The sequence below is a fragment of the Vibrio sp. T11.5 genome (assembly GCF_027587155.1).
In the GTDB taxonomy this organism is placed as follows: Bacteria; Pseudomonadota; Gammaproteobacteria; order Enterobacterales; family Vibrionaceae; genus Vibrio; species Vibrio neptunius.
Genome location: NZ_JAPPTP010000003.1, coordinates 153,083 through 168,396 on the forward strand (window position 1 = coordinate 153,083; position 15,314 = coordinate 168,396).

Sequence of the window (15,314 nt, forward strand, 5' to 3'; positions counted from 1 at the left end):
TCAGTTGCAACCAATGTCAGTTCACTGTCAGGGGAATGTAGTAGATTTGTCTATTCACTCTAGGTGTGTAACAGGCTGTGTCACTGTGTAATCAAGGGTAAAAAAGCCAGCAATGAACGGCTGGCTAATACGAAAGTGAGCGGTATCTTTAATCAGACTGCTACTTCGTCAAGCACTCTAAATACAGCTTCATCAAGATGTCCTTCATAAACCTGTTTACATATTTTGCGTCTCACAGCTAAGCCGGCGATCAGGCGTTCAATGGATAAATGCTTGTTTTCACTTTGGCCATTGTAAAGTTCAATCAGCTTGCTAAGTGTCTCGTATGGAATGATCTTTTCCCCTACACGAAGGAAATCAAGCTTCTCAATGAGCTCCTGACACTCTTCTTGAATTGAATTGTGAGAATGGCCGGTCATCGCTGCTAAAGCCGTTATAGAGCGTTCTAGAGCCTCTGGTGAGGTATATTTAGATAGAGTAATAGTGATTTCATCCGCGTTAATCTCAACAAGATGCTTGCGAACTTTTACTCGACGGCCCAATTTCCCTTTAGGCGATCTTTGTTTACGTTGAATTGGCTCGAACTCGCCATCAATGATCTGAGACATTTCATCCAATTGCTGTTTTGTCACCATTTCATTACGTAGCGGGTTTGGTAAAGTGGGAGCCATATTGCGCTTACCAGCATTGGTCGTGCGGGCACGAGAATAACGAAGGACTTCTTCGGCGTCGCACTTAATGTCAAGCTGATAGTCTTTGATCTTACCGCCCTCTTCAATCGTCGAGATCGTCAGGTGGTAACCCCAGAGGTTTACCTCAAACAGTTCCTCTGTCCTCTCTCCTTCAGATAATCTCTTCAATTCGCGGATCAAATCCATAGAAAATCGACGCCACTCTATGTTGCGCGCCAATTTCTGATTGAGAGTGCTGAGTAGCATAACATCCGTATGACGGCGTGACATTCGGCTTCGGAAATAGCTATAAAGCTGGAAAACTAACGTATGTTGTTTCAGGATTTCCGGTGGAAAGAGGAAAAAATAGTCCCGAGTCAGCAATTCTTCGTAAAAGGACGGCTCCCAGACCAAGATATAGAGGTTTGGCTTAATACGAATTTCGCCATCTGCACCTTCTGTTGGCGCTTCCTCTGAAGCAGTAATGGTTCGAGCTAAGAAACGAAAACGATCACTCTTAAAGCCTTCTGGCATGTTCTCACTCAACCAGCGCCCTGTGAGTTCATGTAATTGAAAATCGGTAAATTCGATCCTATCGATGCTATCGCGGATCGAATCACGCGCTGGACCACTGTCTTTCTTGCCACGCATTGACAAAATATCGGTAATGTAGAGTGGTGTTTTATTTGGTGCCTGCTTCGCATCTAACTGGTACTGATGCTGATGATGATCGTGATATTGAACGGTTAGAGTAAACAAGGCAAACAACGTCATAAGATCATCTACTGTCATGATGTTCTTCGAAGAGCGCGTTTCGATCACGGCTTTAGTACCTGAGATCGACACCATACTTTTCTGATACTGCTTACGCGTACGAGGAGGAGCTAAGGCCTGATCAATAATGCCAGCCCAGTTGGTGGGTGACACAACAAACTGGTCTGCTTCATCTTTCATTGCTGGTGGAGTGTTCAGACCATATTCATTCAACAAACGTTTGTTAACGTGAGTCTGCGCTAACGCTTTAGAGCGTTTTTGCTTTTCGGTCTGTTTTACCGATTCGGTCATAAGGCTAGTTGCGCCAAGTACTGAGATCAGTTTGTTGGGGTTCACAAAACGATGTAGCATTGTTTTTCCTGCGAGACCCTCTTCAAATCGAACTGGAATTTGCTGGAACAAACCGATGTTCACAGCAGCGCGTAATCGTTGCTGGATCGCTGCTCTAGTCAGTTGGCCATCTGTTGCTTCAATCAGTTCTGTCGTGGAGACTAGGCCATCTTTACTACTGAAACCTTGTAGAGAGATGAGATTCAGAAGTTCAACTATGCTTTTAGTGACCCCTTTGAAGTGTTGATACTGTTCAACCCAATTGACTGCGGCTTCAGACACTTCAAACATGTGCCCATCTTTATGGCTCCTAGGAGCTTTGATCAATACTTTTTCTTCTGAGCTCATTTATTATGATCCGTATCACAATGGCCGTAATATCGCTATGGTTCCGAAAGGATAAAGAAAAATCGATCATAAATAAAGGGGAAACTTATTGTTTTAATAAGCTGATCTTTATGATTAAAGTGATCTTAAATGATTATATGATCTATTGATCTGAGTGTGATTTCGATTTTAAGTTAATGTAATTTAAAGTGTTTTTTTATACACCGTTGAAAGCATGATCATGAATAGTTCGGAACGATGATCATAACTAGAGTGAAAGCATGATCAATATTGTCCAGAACGATGATCAATAGCAGCTCGAATGCATGATCATTAGTTCTTCAGAAGCATGATCATCGTGCACTCACACTTTATCCACAACGAATATTCACGATTAACTAGACATGCATACAGAGTAATGCATTTTGGTACAAATAAGTAGGAAACGATGATCAAGGTGTTCTTGATTCGTCTGGAAAATGGCTCATAAATGTCGCTTTATTCATCAACGTGAAATCCATTTAACATCTTTGCGTTGATTGACATCGATTTCATTCCCTAGCTTGGCGTATGAAAGCATGATCAAGATAAAAGCCGATGTACAATACATCACGAAGTTGGTTCCTCGATTGATGTTGAGAATTGGTCATATTAGCTTAATCCCTTAGTTCATCTGCACTCTGCCGTAACTTAGTAAGATATTTTCATGCTTCCGAGGAACAAACGAGCTTGATCATTGATCCGTACTATGATCATTTTAAATTATGCGTATGAGTCCTTGAATCATGTCTAATTTTACCTTGATCATGGTTCCTCTCTCATGATTTACATTCGAAAGCATGATCAAAGGAGTTACCTTGATCATGCTTTCAGAGAGTGAATTTATCGCTCATCTAGAGTACTAATTCGAAAAGCTTGTTTCAGTCGTACTCGCTGTATGTCATTAGCAAGTAATAAGGTTATTCGCAATCGGAATTACACTGGCCGTAAATCATACGCTGATATCAATCGTTCCGAGAAAATAAGACGGTTTTTAGTGGCTATCAAGTTTACAATGTAAATATGTGACCTTGTAACACTTTTATTGTGGGAGATTCTTACAGGGTTATTTCACCATATTTATGGTTAAATATTGACAGGTTTTATTGAGGATTCATTAAATCGATTAAAAATTCTCTTATTAATGTGATTGCTGTCGATAAATGTATGTTCACCTTTTCGTTGTTTTTTGTTTATTATGCTGTACAATTGATAACAGTCACTAATAATGGAATTTGGCAATGAAAAGAGAACAGACAATCGAAAGTCTCATTCAGCTGGCTGAGCAAACAGCTCAGGTTCAGGCCGACCGCATTGAGATTGTTTTAGAAGAGCGCAGTGATGAGCATTTTCCACCAATGTCGAAAGCTTTGATGGAAACTCGTTCAGGTCTGACTCGCCGTAAACTGGATGAGGCCATCAGTAAACTTGAAGAATCCGGTCATCAGTTTACTAAGAATAATGCAAACCATTATTCAATTTCGCTGCAAGAAGCACATATGCTGATGGACGCTGCAGGTGTAGCAAAATTCCATGAGCGTAAGAAGAATAATGACAACAAACCTTGGATCATTAACGTTCAAAACCAGAAGGGCGGCACTGGTAAATCCATGACGGCCGTACATCTAGCTGCATGCTTAGCGTTAAATTTAGACAAGCGTTACCGCATCTGTCTGATTGACTTAGATCCTCAGGGCTCGCTACGGTTATTCCTTAATCCGCAAATTAGCCTGACTGACCACGATAACATTTACTCAGCTGTGGATGTCATGCTCGACAACGTGCCTGAAGGCGTTGAAGTCGACAAAGAGTTTCTGCATAAAAATGTGTTGCTTCCCACTCAGTACCCGAACCTGAAAACCGTATCAGCGTTCCCAGAAGACGCAATGTTTAACGCAGAAGCGTGGCAAAACCTGTCACAGAATCAGTCGTTGGACATAGTAAAACTACTTAAACAAAAACTGATTGACCAAATTGCTGACGATTTCGATATCATTATGATTGATACGGGACCACACGTTGATCCTTTGGTCTGGAACGCGATGTACGCCTCCAATGCTTTGCTGATCCCATGTGCGGCAAAACGCTTAGACTGGGCGTCAACGGTTAACTTTTTCCAACACCTGCCAACTGTCTATGAGATGTTCCCAGAAGATTGGCAGGGACTAGAGTTTGTTCGCTTGATGCCGACTATGTTTGAAGATGACAACAAGAAGCAAGTGGCAGTTCTGACCGAAATGAACTATCTATTAGGCGATCAAGTCACAATGGCCACTATTCCACGTAGCCGTGCTTTTGAAACTTGTGCTGATACCTACAGTACTGTGTTTGACCTGACAACGGGCGATTTCGAAGGTGGTAAAAAGACCTTGGCGACAGCGCAAGACGCTGTTCAAAAGAGTGCGTTGGAACTAGAACGTGTCCTTCACAGCAACTGGTCATCACTAAATCAGGGGTAATTAGACTATGGCAATTAAGACTTCAGATTTAAACGCAAGATTGTTTGGCAAGGCGAACAAACGCCACGTTGCCACCCCTCAGGAAGCACAAAAGGCGGCGAAAGATCAGGCTCAGGTTATTGAGCTCTCTGTCGCTGGTGAAGACGTAGTGACCTTTGAACTAGTGCGTATTCCGGCTAATCAGGTTGCAGAAGATACTGTCGTGTTTGCTGAAAATGCTCGCGAGCAATCGTTTCTGAATGAGCACGCGTTATCCGATGTTCTCGCTACGTTGAAAGAGCGCGGTCAGCAATATCCGGCAGTCGGTCGTAAACGTGATGATGGTAAAATCGAAGTACTCGATGGTAGTCGTCGTCGCATGTCATGTATCTTGGCTGATAAAGATTTTTTGATTTACGTTGCTGAAAACATCAACGGCGAGCACGCAAAATTCCTGTCCGATGTCGCTAACGCGCACAAGCCGCTGTCTCTGTATGAGAAAGGCAAAGAGATGCAGGCTAAATTGGAAAGTGGCGAAGCGGAAGATCAGAAAGCACTGGCAAAAATGTTCCAATGCAGTGAGGCTTTGGTGAGTGGGGCATTAAAAGCAGCCGATTTGCCGCTCACTTTACTTCAAGCTTACCCAAATGTCGCAGACTTAGGTCGTCCTACCATTGTTAAGTTGCATAAGCAGTTTAATGAGCTGAGTAGCGCGAACCGCAGTAAACTTTTGGATAAATGCCAGTCAACCGATGGTTTCGTCTGGCAACGTAGCCAGGCTCATGGTGTGGCTCGTATCACTAAAGAAGTATCGGAGACCATTGAGCAATGGATTGAAGCGCTTGCACCAAGCAAGAGGCCTACCACTCGTAAAGTTGATCTCATTAAAGGAAGAGCGAGCTATAGCCGCAAAGGCGCTGATTTAGCGCTCAACCTGAAGAAAGTCGACGATACCACTATGCAGGAAATCCTAGATTTTGTTTCGTCTAAATTGAAATAACATCAGTCAGTACATGAAAGCCGCGAAGAGCGGCTTTTTTCTATCTCTCATTTCTAGTTCCAAGTTGTTATAATTCGCATACATTCTGAAACCGGACAACGGCCCATGCGCGATTATTTCTCTCAGCTAATGCATTCTGCTCGTACGGCTAATCATAGATTCGGTGTTGTGCTCAAAGGTGATGAGCTTTGGCAAAAGCAAACTCTATCGACGATTAAAGACTTGTATGCAGGAGCCAATATCTTTCAGCTTGGTGGTGACCTTTGTGTTGACAGTGACCAGCGCTATTGTGTGTCTTACAAACACGGGCTGCGGTTATTGGGGCAAGAGTGTTCACTGTTGGTGTGTGATTTGTCCTCAGAGTTTGATGCTAGCTCATTCAGTGCGGTACTAGGTTGTGTGAAAGGTGGGGGCGTAGTGGTGATTTTGCCACCGCCATCTGACTCTGCTGCCCTAGCCACACAGTGGCTAAATTCCGCATTAGAGCGTTTGATTTGTATCGAACAGGCTCAATCATTTCCGTCACTTCCTTTGGTTGAAAAGATTGAAGCTACTCCCTTTCTGCAGCAAAACATCGCTGTTGAAAAGATTCGCAAAGTTGTCGAAGGCCATCGCAAACGTCCATTGGTCTTGACTGCTGATCGCGGAAGAGGAAAAAGTAGTGCGTTGGGCATAGCGGCTGCTGAGCTGATGCAAACTCGCACCCTTCGTATTCTAGTGACTGCACCTAGCTTAGCTACCGTCACCCCTGTGTTTGAGCATGCTCAGCGATTGTTGCCTAGTGCGTCGTTGAACAAGGGAAACCTTCGCTATAATGCTTCCTCACTCACGTTCATAGCACCAGATGAATTGATCAGACAAGAACCAAAATGTGATTTTCTTTTGGTTGATGAAGCTTCCGCGATTCCAATTCCTATGCTGAAAAAAATGGTTGAGCGACACCATCGCTGCGTCTTTTCTACCACGATTCATGGTTATGAAGGATGTGGCAGAGGGTTTACGCTCAAGTTTCAACAATGGCTGAAACAACAAAGAGCTGGAACCGCATTTTATCATCTTGAACAACCTATACGTTGGAGTAAGGATGACCCTTTGGAAAATTGGTTGTTCGACACATTTTTGCTGAATGCGGAACTGACCCCGACGGAAACGGTTCTTTCATCTGATGTTAAGCTCAGTAAGATTGATAAGACTCAATTGATAAACAACCCTGAATTGTTGCGAACTTGTTTTGCTTTGCTAGTGAATGCGCATTACCAGACATCGCCGAATGACTTAATGTTGTTGCTGGAAGATGAGGCGATTCAGCTTTTTGCTGCATTCAATTATGGTGACTGTCTTGGGTGTATGCTGACTGTTTGCGAGGGGGAACTAGAGCCAACCTTGATAGAATCGATTCAGCAAGGCAACCGGCGACCTAAGGGGCACCTAGTGCCAGTGATGCTGGCAAACCAAATCGGAGTGGGGGAGGCTGCTCGCCAAGCCAGTTTACGAATCATGCGAATTGCTACTCACCCGGATTATCAGCAGCAAGGGATCGGCTCATCTATGGTGGAGCAGCTGTCTCTAGGTAGTGACGCGGCATTTATTTCTACCAGTTTTGGAGCGACTAGCGAATTGCTCCAGTTCTGGTTCAAGAATGGATTCACAGCGGTGAAGCTGGGTATCCAACGTGACCAAGCAAGTGGCTGCCACTCTGTCGTGATGATAAAAGGGCAGCCAACCTGGCTACAAACTGCTGAGAACCACTTTGAGCAATCAATGCCCTATCTGTTAGGTGAAGCTTTTAATGATATTGAAACCGACATTGTACGTAATCTATTGCGTAAGGAAGATGCTTCCGATGAATTCGGAGGGTTCTTTGAGTTGATCGCTCGTTATTGCAAGGGAGGTGCTGGGTACGAATGCGTGGCTCCTTTTATTGCAAATATGTTGCTAGCCTCAAATACGGCATTGCAAAACAGCTCTGATTTAATGATTAGAAAATTATTGCAGCAGCGAAGCTGGCAAGAATGCGGTGACGAGTTCAGTTTGAGTGGAAGGAAGCAAACCGAGCAGCAATTGAGAGTTGATATTCAGGTTATGCTCGATTTGATGACAGTGTAAAATAGACTAATTTACACTGTAAAAAGCCTCAAGCTCATTCACTGTTATGGCAACTCAGTCGTAACATTCAATTAAAAGAGGAGAAACTTCTCCTCTTTTTTTATCGGTTACTTCACTTAGTTGGGGTAGTTACTTAGCTTTAGAACGGTCGAATTATTGGTGTCTCTTCTTGATGAAGGAGAGGCGTCTTCAATCTTAAAATTGGACAGTTGCTGAATGACACTTTTTACTTGTTCTTCCATTGATGTACTGTTACCTGACGCTTGTTCTACCAAAGCTGCGTTCTGTTGAGTCATACCATCCATTTCTTTAATCGTTTCATTTACTTTAGTAATGCGGTCACTTTGAGTGGAGGAACTGGTAGAAATGTCAGATATCATGGTGTTGACTTTCTCTACAGCAGATACAATATCTTTTAGAGTTGAGCCAGATTCGTTAACCAATTCAGTACCTTCTTCTACTTTAGAGACGCTGTCTCGTATCAACTCTTTGATTTCTTTGGCAGCCTGCGCTGAACGTTGAGCGAGGTTTCGAACTTCTCCAGCAACAACGGCAAAGCCTCGGCCTTGCTCACCGGCTCTGGCCGCTTCAACGGCTGCATTAAGCGCAAGTAAATTGGTTTGAAAGGCTATTTCATCAATTACGCCTATGATGTCTGAGATTCGCTTACTGGAACTATTGATTTCCGCCATGCTGATTACTGCCCGGTCAACCACGTGGCCCCCTTTCTGCGCTTTTGTCTGGGCGTCGCGAGCCAGTTCTGTAGCTAAGTTCGCGTTGTCAGCATTTTGCTTCACAGACTCTGTCATGTCTGACATGGATACGGAAGTTCGTTCTAGTGACGTCGCCTGATCTTCTGTTCGATGACTAAGGTTTACTACTCCACTTGATAGTTCACTGACAGAACTGCGAACAATTCCAGCAGACTGGTTGATGTTCTTAATCAATCCCATCAGGTTTTCAATACTGGCGTTCACCGCTTGCTTTAATATAGAGAACTCGCCTTTGTAGTGGCCGTTGACTGTACAGGTTAAGTCCCCATTTGCTAGTTTTGCTAGGACATTCTTGCTCTCATTGATAGGTTCCACCATGGCATCCAACGCTTGGTTCATTCCTTGTACGATTTGTTTAAAATCTCCCTGATGGAGTGAGGTATCAGCGCGGCTGTCTAGATTACCCTCTACGGCTGATGAGGCTAGTGAATTGGCGTCGACGATCAGTTGGTTAATGGCCGAAATACAGGTGTTTAGATTGTTTTTGAGTAAGTTAAAGTCACCATTGTAATGTTCTTCAATAGGTGAGGGAACTTGACCTTTCGCAATTTGATCGACGCAATTAGCTGCCACTGTGAGCGGTGTGACGACTGCATCTAGCGTATTGTTTACCCCTTTGATGATGGTTCTGAAATCACCTTTATGTTGAGTTTCATCGGCTCTGGCTGATAGTTTACCTGCGACTGCTGCATCTGCTAGGTTGTTGGCATCATTGACCAGAAGATTGATCGCTGAAATACAGGTGTTTAAGTTGTCTTTCAGTCGGTTGAAGTCACCTCGATACTCATCGGTTATTGTGTCGGGGATCTGGCCTATGGATATTTTCGCTACGCAGTCCGCAGCGATTGTTAGTGGCCCGACGATGGCGTCGAGCAGCTCATTAATGCCATCGCCCAGCTCATACATGAACCCGGATAAACGTGTTGTATCCAAACGTGTACTTAGCTGACCCGATGTGGCGGCTCGGATGACATTTTCGACTTGTTGCTCGGCGTCTCTCTGCTCTGTGAGATCCGTCCATTCAATAACGGTTCCTAGTCTAGCTCTGTTATCACCCAGAACAGGGTTAGCGATAATGTTGTAGGTGCGATTATCTATGCTTAGTTCAATGTTGACTCTAGCATCTGAGCTATTCAGAATACGTTGATATTCGTTCGTCTGATTGAAGTGACCGATGTTTGCCCCTAACAAATTAGTGGGATCAAATCCGCTGATGGATTTTCTAAAACTTGCCGCATTAGTATTGAACTCATTGAGCATTGCGTGATTGAGGTAGATGAGTTCATTGTTGTTATCCGCTACCATGACATTGGCTGAAACTTGGTCCAGCGCTTGTCGTATCCGGCTATTTTGTTCAGCTAAAACTCGCTCCTTTTCCATTCTCTCTTCTAGGCTGTGTTGCGCTTGACGCAGATTTTGTTGCATTTTGGACAGCGCCTTGAGCAACATGCCTGACTCATCATTAAAGTTATAACTTACCTGATTGTTCAGTTCTCCAGATGCGATAGAGTTAGCAATTTGTACAGCACTTGAAATAGGGGTGGTGATTCTTTTTTGTACAAAGTAGACGGCCAAAGCAGTAAGAAGTATTGAAACTAAAGTTAGAATAATATCTTGTATTAACAAGTATCTCGCTTTGTCTGCATAAGCTTGAGTGAGGGCAATAACATCGTTTGCTAATTTATCTTCAACTTGCTTGAGCATGTTGATTTTTGATGTTTGTGCGGTGAACCAGACGGAAGCATCAATACCAAAATTACCAAAAGTCCCTTTTCTTATCGCCACCTGGCGATAAGCAAGTGTTTCTTCAATAATTGGTCCAGTCATAATCTTTTCGTAGACAGCCAATTGAGAGGGAGCGGCGAGTGTTTTAAAGACGTTCAAATAATTATTTTGAGCCGAGACCAAGTTGAGGAAACGCTCGTATTGGCGTCCTCGAAATGTATCTGTTGAAAAGACATTCGTTAATACGGTCCGTTCTAATCCTGCCCGTTCTTTGCTTTGTAAGAAATTCACATATGCCGCAGCCATGGAACTGAGCTCACCACTTGAGCTGGCTTTAGATAAATGAACAATATCTGCAAGAAACAGGGCGTTCAGCTCAGTATAGAAACTCACAGCTTGGCTACTAGGAATATTTAGTGTGTCAATTGCCGATCTTGTTGATGCGATGTTGCCGAGTTCAGTTATTGAATGCTTCAACTGACTTTCAAACGCCGAACCGTAGATGGCGGGATCAAACCAATCCATAAACTGCCGGAGTTGTTCTCTCTTCGCATTGACATTCTCACGTTGTTGTTGGAGTTCTTTGAAGAAGCGTTGACCTCGGCTGTTAATGAAGCCAGCGGATATATCACGCTCGTTTTGCAATTCATGAACAAGGGCGCTTGCTTTAACGGAAAACTCAGACAGCATCAATATATTGTTGTCTTCCTTGAGCAATGCCATATTTCCCATTACTTGAGTTTGGGAAAAATACACCAAACAAACAACGGGAATGACAACAATGGCTATTAACTTCCAACGTAGTTTTAGATCAGCAAAAAGGCTCATAGATTTATTCCTATGTTTCGTCTTCCAAATCGCCAAGTGCGAATGTCGGTTATGTAAACGTAACGTAACAATGAAATATGAGCTTAGTTTAATAAGATGTGGATTGCGTATTGCTTGTCTTGGAAATGTTACTTCTATCGACTACAGCTTGAGAAAACATCACACTCGTATGCGCAGATTTACAATGTAAACTTACCGTGTCGCTGGTTGTTCGCGTATGTCGTACAGAGCCACTAACTGATGACAAGCTTAAAAAATGTTTTTGATTTCTATGTCAATTGTCATTTATCTACAAAAAGAGTGTGGAAATTATTTTTGAGGTGAATGCAATGCTAAGTAACTGAAAAATAGTTTATTTATCTGTAATTTAACTAACGCTATATGATTTTTGATTCATAAAATACTCGAGTGCGTTTGCTAAATGACTATTCCTTCCTAAACTCAAAAATAAGCGAACAGCTTCCATAACGGCTAGGAAAATATAAGAAAAGTGTAGGTAGAAACATGGAATGTTTACTTCCTGAGTCTCTAGACATTTCTACAGTGCTAGATACAACAACTCAGTATCAAGAATGGCTTGCAAACCAAGACACTATTCACTTAGACGCCACAGCAGTGGTGAGGGTGGATGCTGCAGGTATACAACTCCTCTCTTCTCTTTTTATTTCCGCAAAGAAGAATCAACGAGAAATTCAATTGCTTAAACCTAGTGAAGTTTTGCTCGAAGGCATTGAGACGCTGGGTTTACAAGACGTATTTGATTTAAAACTAAAGTCGGAGAGTAATCAAAATGACTAAGATTCTTGCAGTAGATGATTCTGTATCAATTCGTCAGATGGTAAGCCACACATTACGCGATGCTGGATACGAAGTAGAAACCGCGAACGACGGTCAAGATGCATTAAACAAAGTGGCGAGTAGCAAATTTGATGTGGTTATTTCAGATGTCAATATGCCCAACATGGGAGGGTTTGAATTAGTCAAAGCGCTTAGGGGCAAGCCACAATATAAATTTGTTCCAATTTTAATGCTCACGACAGAAACCAGTACCGAGAAAAAGCAGCAAGGTAAATCGGCTGGGGCAACTGGGTGGTTGGTTAAACCTTTCAATCCAGAAACGCTACTCAAAACACTAAAACGCGTTATTTAAATAAGATTAGTATTCACTAACAACGTCGTTTGGCAGGGAACCGCTCATGGCTTTAGATATGGAACAGTTGCGCAAGATGTTTTACGAAGAGTGTCGTGAAAATCTTGAAGTGTTGGAAGATGTGCTGCTTAATTTGGATGTGACCTCTATTGACGAGGAGTCCATCAATACTATTTTTCGGGCTGCTCACTCTATCAAGGGTGGAGCGGCTACGTTTAATTTGTTCGATATCAGTGAATTTACCCATTCCGTAGAAGCTTACCTAGATCGCGTCCGTAATAACGAAAGAGAGCTCACTGCTGGGACGGTGGATCTTCTTCTTAAAAGTGGTGACTGTATTCGAAGTATGCTCGAGGGGCATGAGCAGGGAAGCGAGGTTAATAGCGAATTACAACAAGAAGTCAGTGCTGAACTTCATCAATTGTTAGGCGAAGACGTTTCTACGCCAGATTGCCAAACCACACAAACTAAGGTTTCAGTCGATGAGGGAGAAGAGCCTGAGACTGACTCCACTCAAGGTGATTGGCATGTCATCTTTGAGCCTCATCCCGAGATGTTCTTTAGCGGCAATGATCCACTCAGAATTCTAAGAGAACTAAACGAACTTCATCCTTCGTGTGTTGTCACTGTGATCACTGAATCTTTGCCTGATATTGAGGCCATAGAAGCTGAGCTTTGCTATCTCAAGTGGCAAGCGCAACTAGCTGCCAAGGTCGAAGAAGCAGACATTCGAGAAATCTTCGAATGGGTGGAAGATGAATGTGATCTGTCGATTGAGTTCGTCTCACAACCTCCGACCGTAATGGAGAGCCAACCGTCAGAGTCAGTGGAACAGGAAGCGGCTGCTGCCAAAGATACACACCCAACCGTGATGGCAAAAGCCGAGCAGAAATCAGCAAAAGTGGCTAAAACGGAGTCTAGTGTCAGTTCTATTCGTGTTGATATCGACAAGGTAGATAGTTTGATCAATTTGGTTGGTGAGCTGGTGATTACCCAATCAATGCTTACTGAAATTGGCAATGACTTTACGATGGAAAAGCTTGAAAAACTCAAAGTAGGCTTGGCGCAGTTACTCCAGAATAGCAAAGATCTGCAAGAAAACGTGCTCAACATTCGAATGTTACCAATGAGCTTTGCTTTCAGCCGTTTCCCTAGGTTAGTTCGAGATTTATCCAATCGCCTAGAGAAGCAGGTCGATCTACAAATTCAAGGTGAGCAGACTGAACTGGATAAAACCGTATTAGAACGCATTGTAGACCCTTTGGTTCATTTGGTTAGAAATGGGATTGATCACGGAATAGAACAACCTCAAACCCGATTGGAAAGAGGCAAAGAAGAGCAAGGTGTGATCAAGTTGAATGCCTATCATCAAGGTGGGTCAATCGTGATTGAAATCAAAGATGATGGAGCGGGTTTAGATTGTGACAAGTTGTGGAACAAGGCGACTGAAAAAGGTGTACTCGCACCAGATGCGCGCCGTGAAGACATGAGCGATAAGCAGATAATGAACTTGATCTTTGCGCCGGGTTTTTCGACCGCAGAAGAAGTGTCTGATATCTCTGGACGAGGTGTTGGGATGGATGTAGTCAGAAGAAATATTGAAGAACTCGGTGGTCACATTGAAGTCGAATCAGAATTGGAAGTGGGCAGCTGCTTCACGATCAGCTTACCTTTAACGTTGGCGATTTTAGATGGTCAGTTGGTCAAAGTTGCTGGTGAAGTGTATGTCATCCCGCTCTTAACTATAGTGGAGTCCATACAGATTGACCCTGAGTGTATCAAAGTCGCCTCTGGAGGTATTGAGTTATACCGCTTGCGCGAAGAAAACATTCCAATCCTGCGTCTCCAAGAAGAATTAGAGATGGGTCAGAGTGGTTCGCTAGATGAACGTATTCTTTGCTTTGTTGAGGCTGCTGGTAATCGGGTTGGTCTACTGTTGGATGAGTTGCTTGATCAGCAACAGGTGGTTATTAAGAGCTTGGAGTCGAATTACAGTAAGGTGGCTGGTATTTCAGGCGCCACTATTCTCGGTGATGGTTCAGTATCGTTAATTCTCGACATACAAGGGCTGATCACCAATTTCCTCAATCGAGCATCAGACTCATCGCATAGCGGCTTGGCTGCATAAGGAAGCATGATGGAATCGATGGCAGCGGAACAAGTAGACTCTCGCCAAGCAATTGAAGCTAAGGCTCAAGCGGTATTAGAGCAAGTCAGCGAAGAGGGAGTGTCTGAAAGTGCTGACTTCTTAAGTTTTAAGCTTGCAGGTGAGTTATATGGTGTTGAGATAAAAGATGTTGAGGAAATTCGTGTCTGGGAGCGTCCAACACCGATCCCAAGAGCACCACAGTATGTGAAGGGAGTAATAAATCTACGTGGAATGATTGTTCCAGTTGTGGATTTGCGAAGTCGATTTGAAATTGGTGAATGTGAATATCTGCCAACTACGGTTGTGATTGTTTTGCGTTTTCAGACAGAAGAGAACGAGCGTTTGATGGGCCTAGTGGTCGATGCAGTGAGCGATGTCGTTAGCCAAGGGCAAAATGAGCTTTATCCAGGAGTGGGTGAATCGGCCGTGACTCCTTATCTTCAGGGATTAATCAACGTAGGTGAGCAAGTCATGTCGCTACTCAATACCGAAGAGCTCCTCAATATAGACAGAATTTTGAGGAGCGTTTCATGAGTATTCCATATGAATTTTTGAGCTTTGTCTTAGGGGGAGATGAATATGGCGTGCCTATTTTGGATGTGCGTGAAGTTCGCGGTTGGAGCTCTGTACGAGAAGTCCCTAACTCTCCAGATTACATGATCGGTGTTTTGGAGATTCGCGGAGAGTATGTCCCCATTGTTGATTTACGAGCTCGCTTTGGATTGCCCCCAGCAGAGATCAGCGCCACCACGGTAGTGATCGTTCTCAATGACGCAGATATGCATCCGCTTGGCATCATTGTTGATGGTGTCTCAGAGGTTTATCCATTAACCGATGAGCAAATAAAGCCCGCACCGCATGTATCTCATACCGTTGATCATAGCTATATCAGAGGTATAGCCTCTGTTGAAAATGGTCATCTGATTTTAATAAAACTTGAGGCTCTGTTTGATGTTTCAGAGCTTGTTGTACCTGACCAGAACGAAGAGAGTTGGGCCTAAATA

General features: G+C 43.4%; 10 protein-coding genes. 8 read left to right on the top strand and 2 right to left on the bottom strand.

The window, feature by feature from the left end; translation table 11 throughout:
* Positions 1-152 precede the first annotated feature (152 nt).
* On the bottom strand, positions 153-2,123 hold the full coding sequence (locus tag OH455_RS05275) for a replication initiator protein RctB domain-containing protein (protein ID WP_269980606.1): 1,971 nt from the start codon (positions 2,121-2,123) through the stop codon (positions 153-155).
* Positions 2,124-3,382: 1,259 nt separating this feature from the next.
* On the opposite strand from OH455_RS05275, the gene OH455_RS05280 reads away from it, so the two are divergent.
* From OH455_RS05280 to OH455_RS05290, 3 genes are all read left to right on the top strand, one after another.
* Positions 3,383-4,600 (top strand): ParA family protein, encoded by a 1,218-nt coding sequence (locus OH455_RS05280; protein ID WP_045977140.1) that lies wholly within the window; start codon positions 3,383-3,385, stop codon positions 4,598-4,600.
* A 7-nt stretch (positions 4,601-4,607) separates the two neighbouring features.
* A complete protein-coding gene (locus OH455_RS05285) occupies positions 4,608-5,579 on the top strand; it encodes a ParB/RepB/Spo0J family partition protein (protein WP_206369572.1) in 972 nt (323 codons plus the stop codon).
* 105 nt (positions 5,580-5,684) lie between these two features.
* Positions 5,685-7,685 (top strand): GNAT family N-acetyltransferase, encoded by a 2,001-nt coding sequence (locus OH455_RS05290; protein ID WP_269980607.1) that lies wholly within the window; start codon positions 5,685-5,687, stop codon positions 7,683-7,685.
* 116 nt (positions 7,686-7,801) lie between these two features.
* On the opposite strand, the gene OH455_RS05295 is transcribed toward OH455_RS05290, so the two are convergent.
* A complete protein-coding gene (locus OH455_RS05295; RefSeq protein ID WP_269980608.1) occupies positions 7,802-11,011 on the bottom strand; it encodes a methyl-accepting chemotaxis protein in 3,210 nt (1,069 codons plus the stop codon).
* A gap of 504 nt (positions 11,012-11,515) precedes the next feature.
* On the opposite strand from OH455_RS05295, the gene OH455_RS05300 reads away from it, so the two are divergent.
* Genes OH455_RS05300 through OH455_RS05320 form a run of 5 tightly spaced genes read left to right on the top strand, consistent with a single transcriptional unit; the run spans position 11,516 to position 15,311 of the window.
* Positions 11,516-11,809: an STAS domain-containing protein gene (locus OH455_RS05300; protein ID WP_045977144.1), complete on the top strand. Its 294-nt coding sequence runs from the start codon at positions 11,516-11,518 to the stop codon at positions 11,807-11,809.
* Entirely contained in the window at positions 11,802-12,161 is a 360-nt protein-coding gene (locus OH455_RS05305) for a response regulator (RefSeq protein WP_045977145.1), read from the top strand. The genes OH455_RS05300 and OH455_RS05305 overlap by 8 nt, the downstream gene beginning before the upstream one ends.
* A gap of 46 nt (positions 12,162-12,207) precedes the next feature.
* Positions 12,208-14,289, top strand: a complete 2,082-nt coding sequence (locus tag OH455_RS05310; RefSeq protein ID WP_269980609.1) for a chemotaxis protein CheA — start codon at positions 12,208-12,210, stop codon at positions 14,287-14,289.
* A gap of 9 nt (positions 14,290-14,298) precedes the next feature.
* Entirely contained in the window at positions 14,299-14,844 is a 546-nt protein-coding gene (locus tag OH455_RS05315; protein ID WP_269980610.1) for a chemotaxis protein CheW, read from the top strand.
* Positions 14,841-15,311, top strand: a complete 471-nt coding sequence (locus tag OH455_RS05320) for a chemotaxis protein CheW (protein ID WP_206369576.1) — start codon at positions 14,841-14,843, stop codon at positions 15,309-15,311. The genes OH455_RS05315 and OH455_RS05320 overlap by 4 nt, the downstream gene beginning before the upstream one ends.
* The last annotated feature ends 3 nt before the right edge of the window (positions 15,312-15,314 follow it).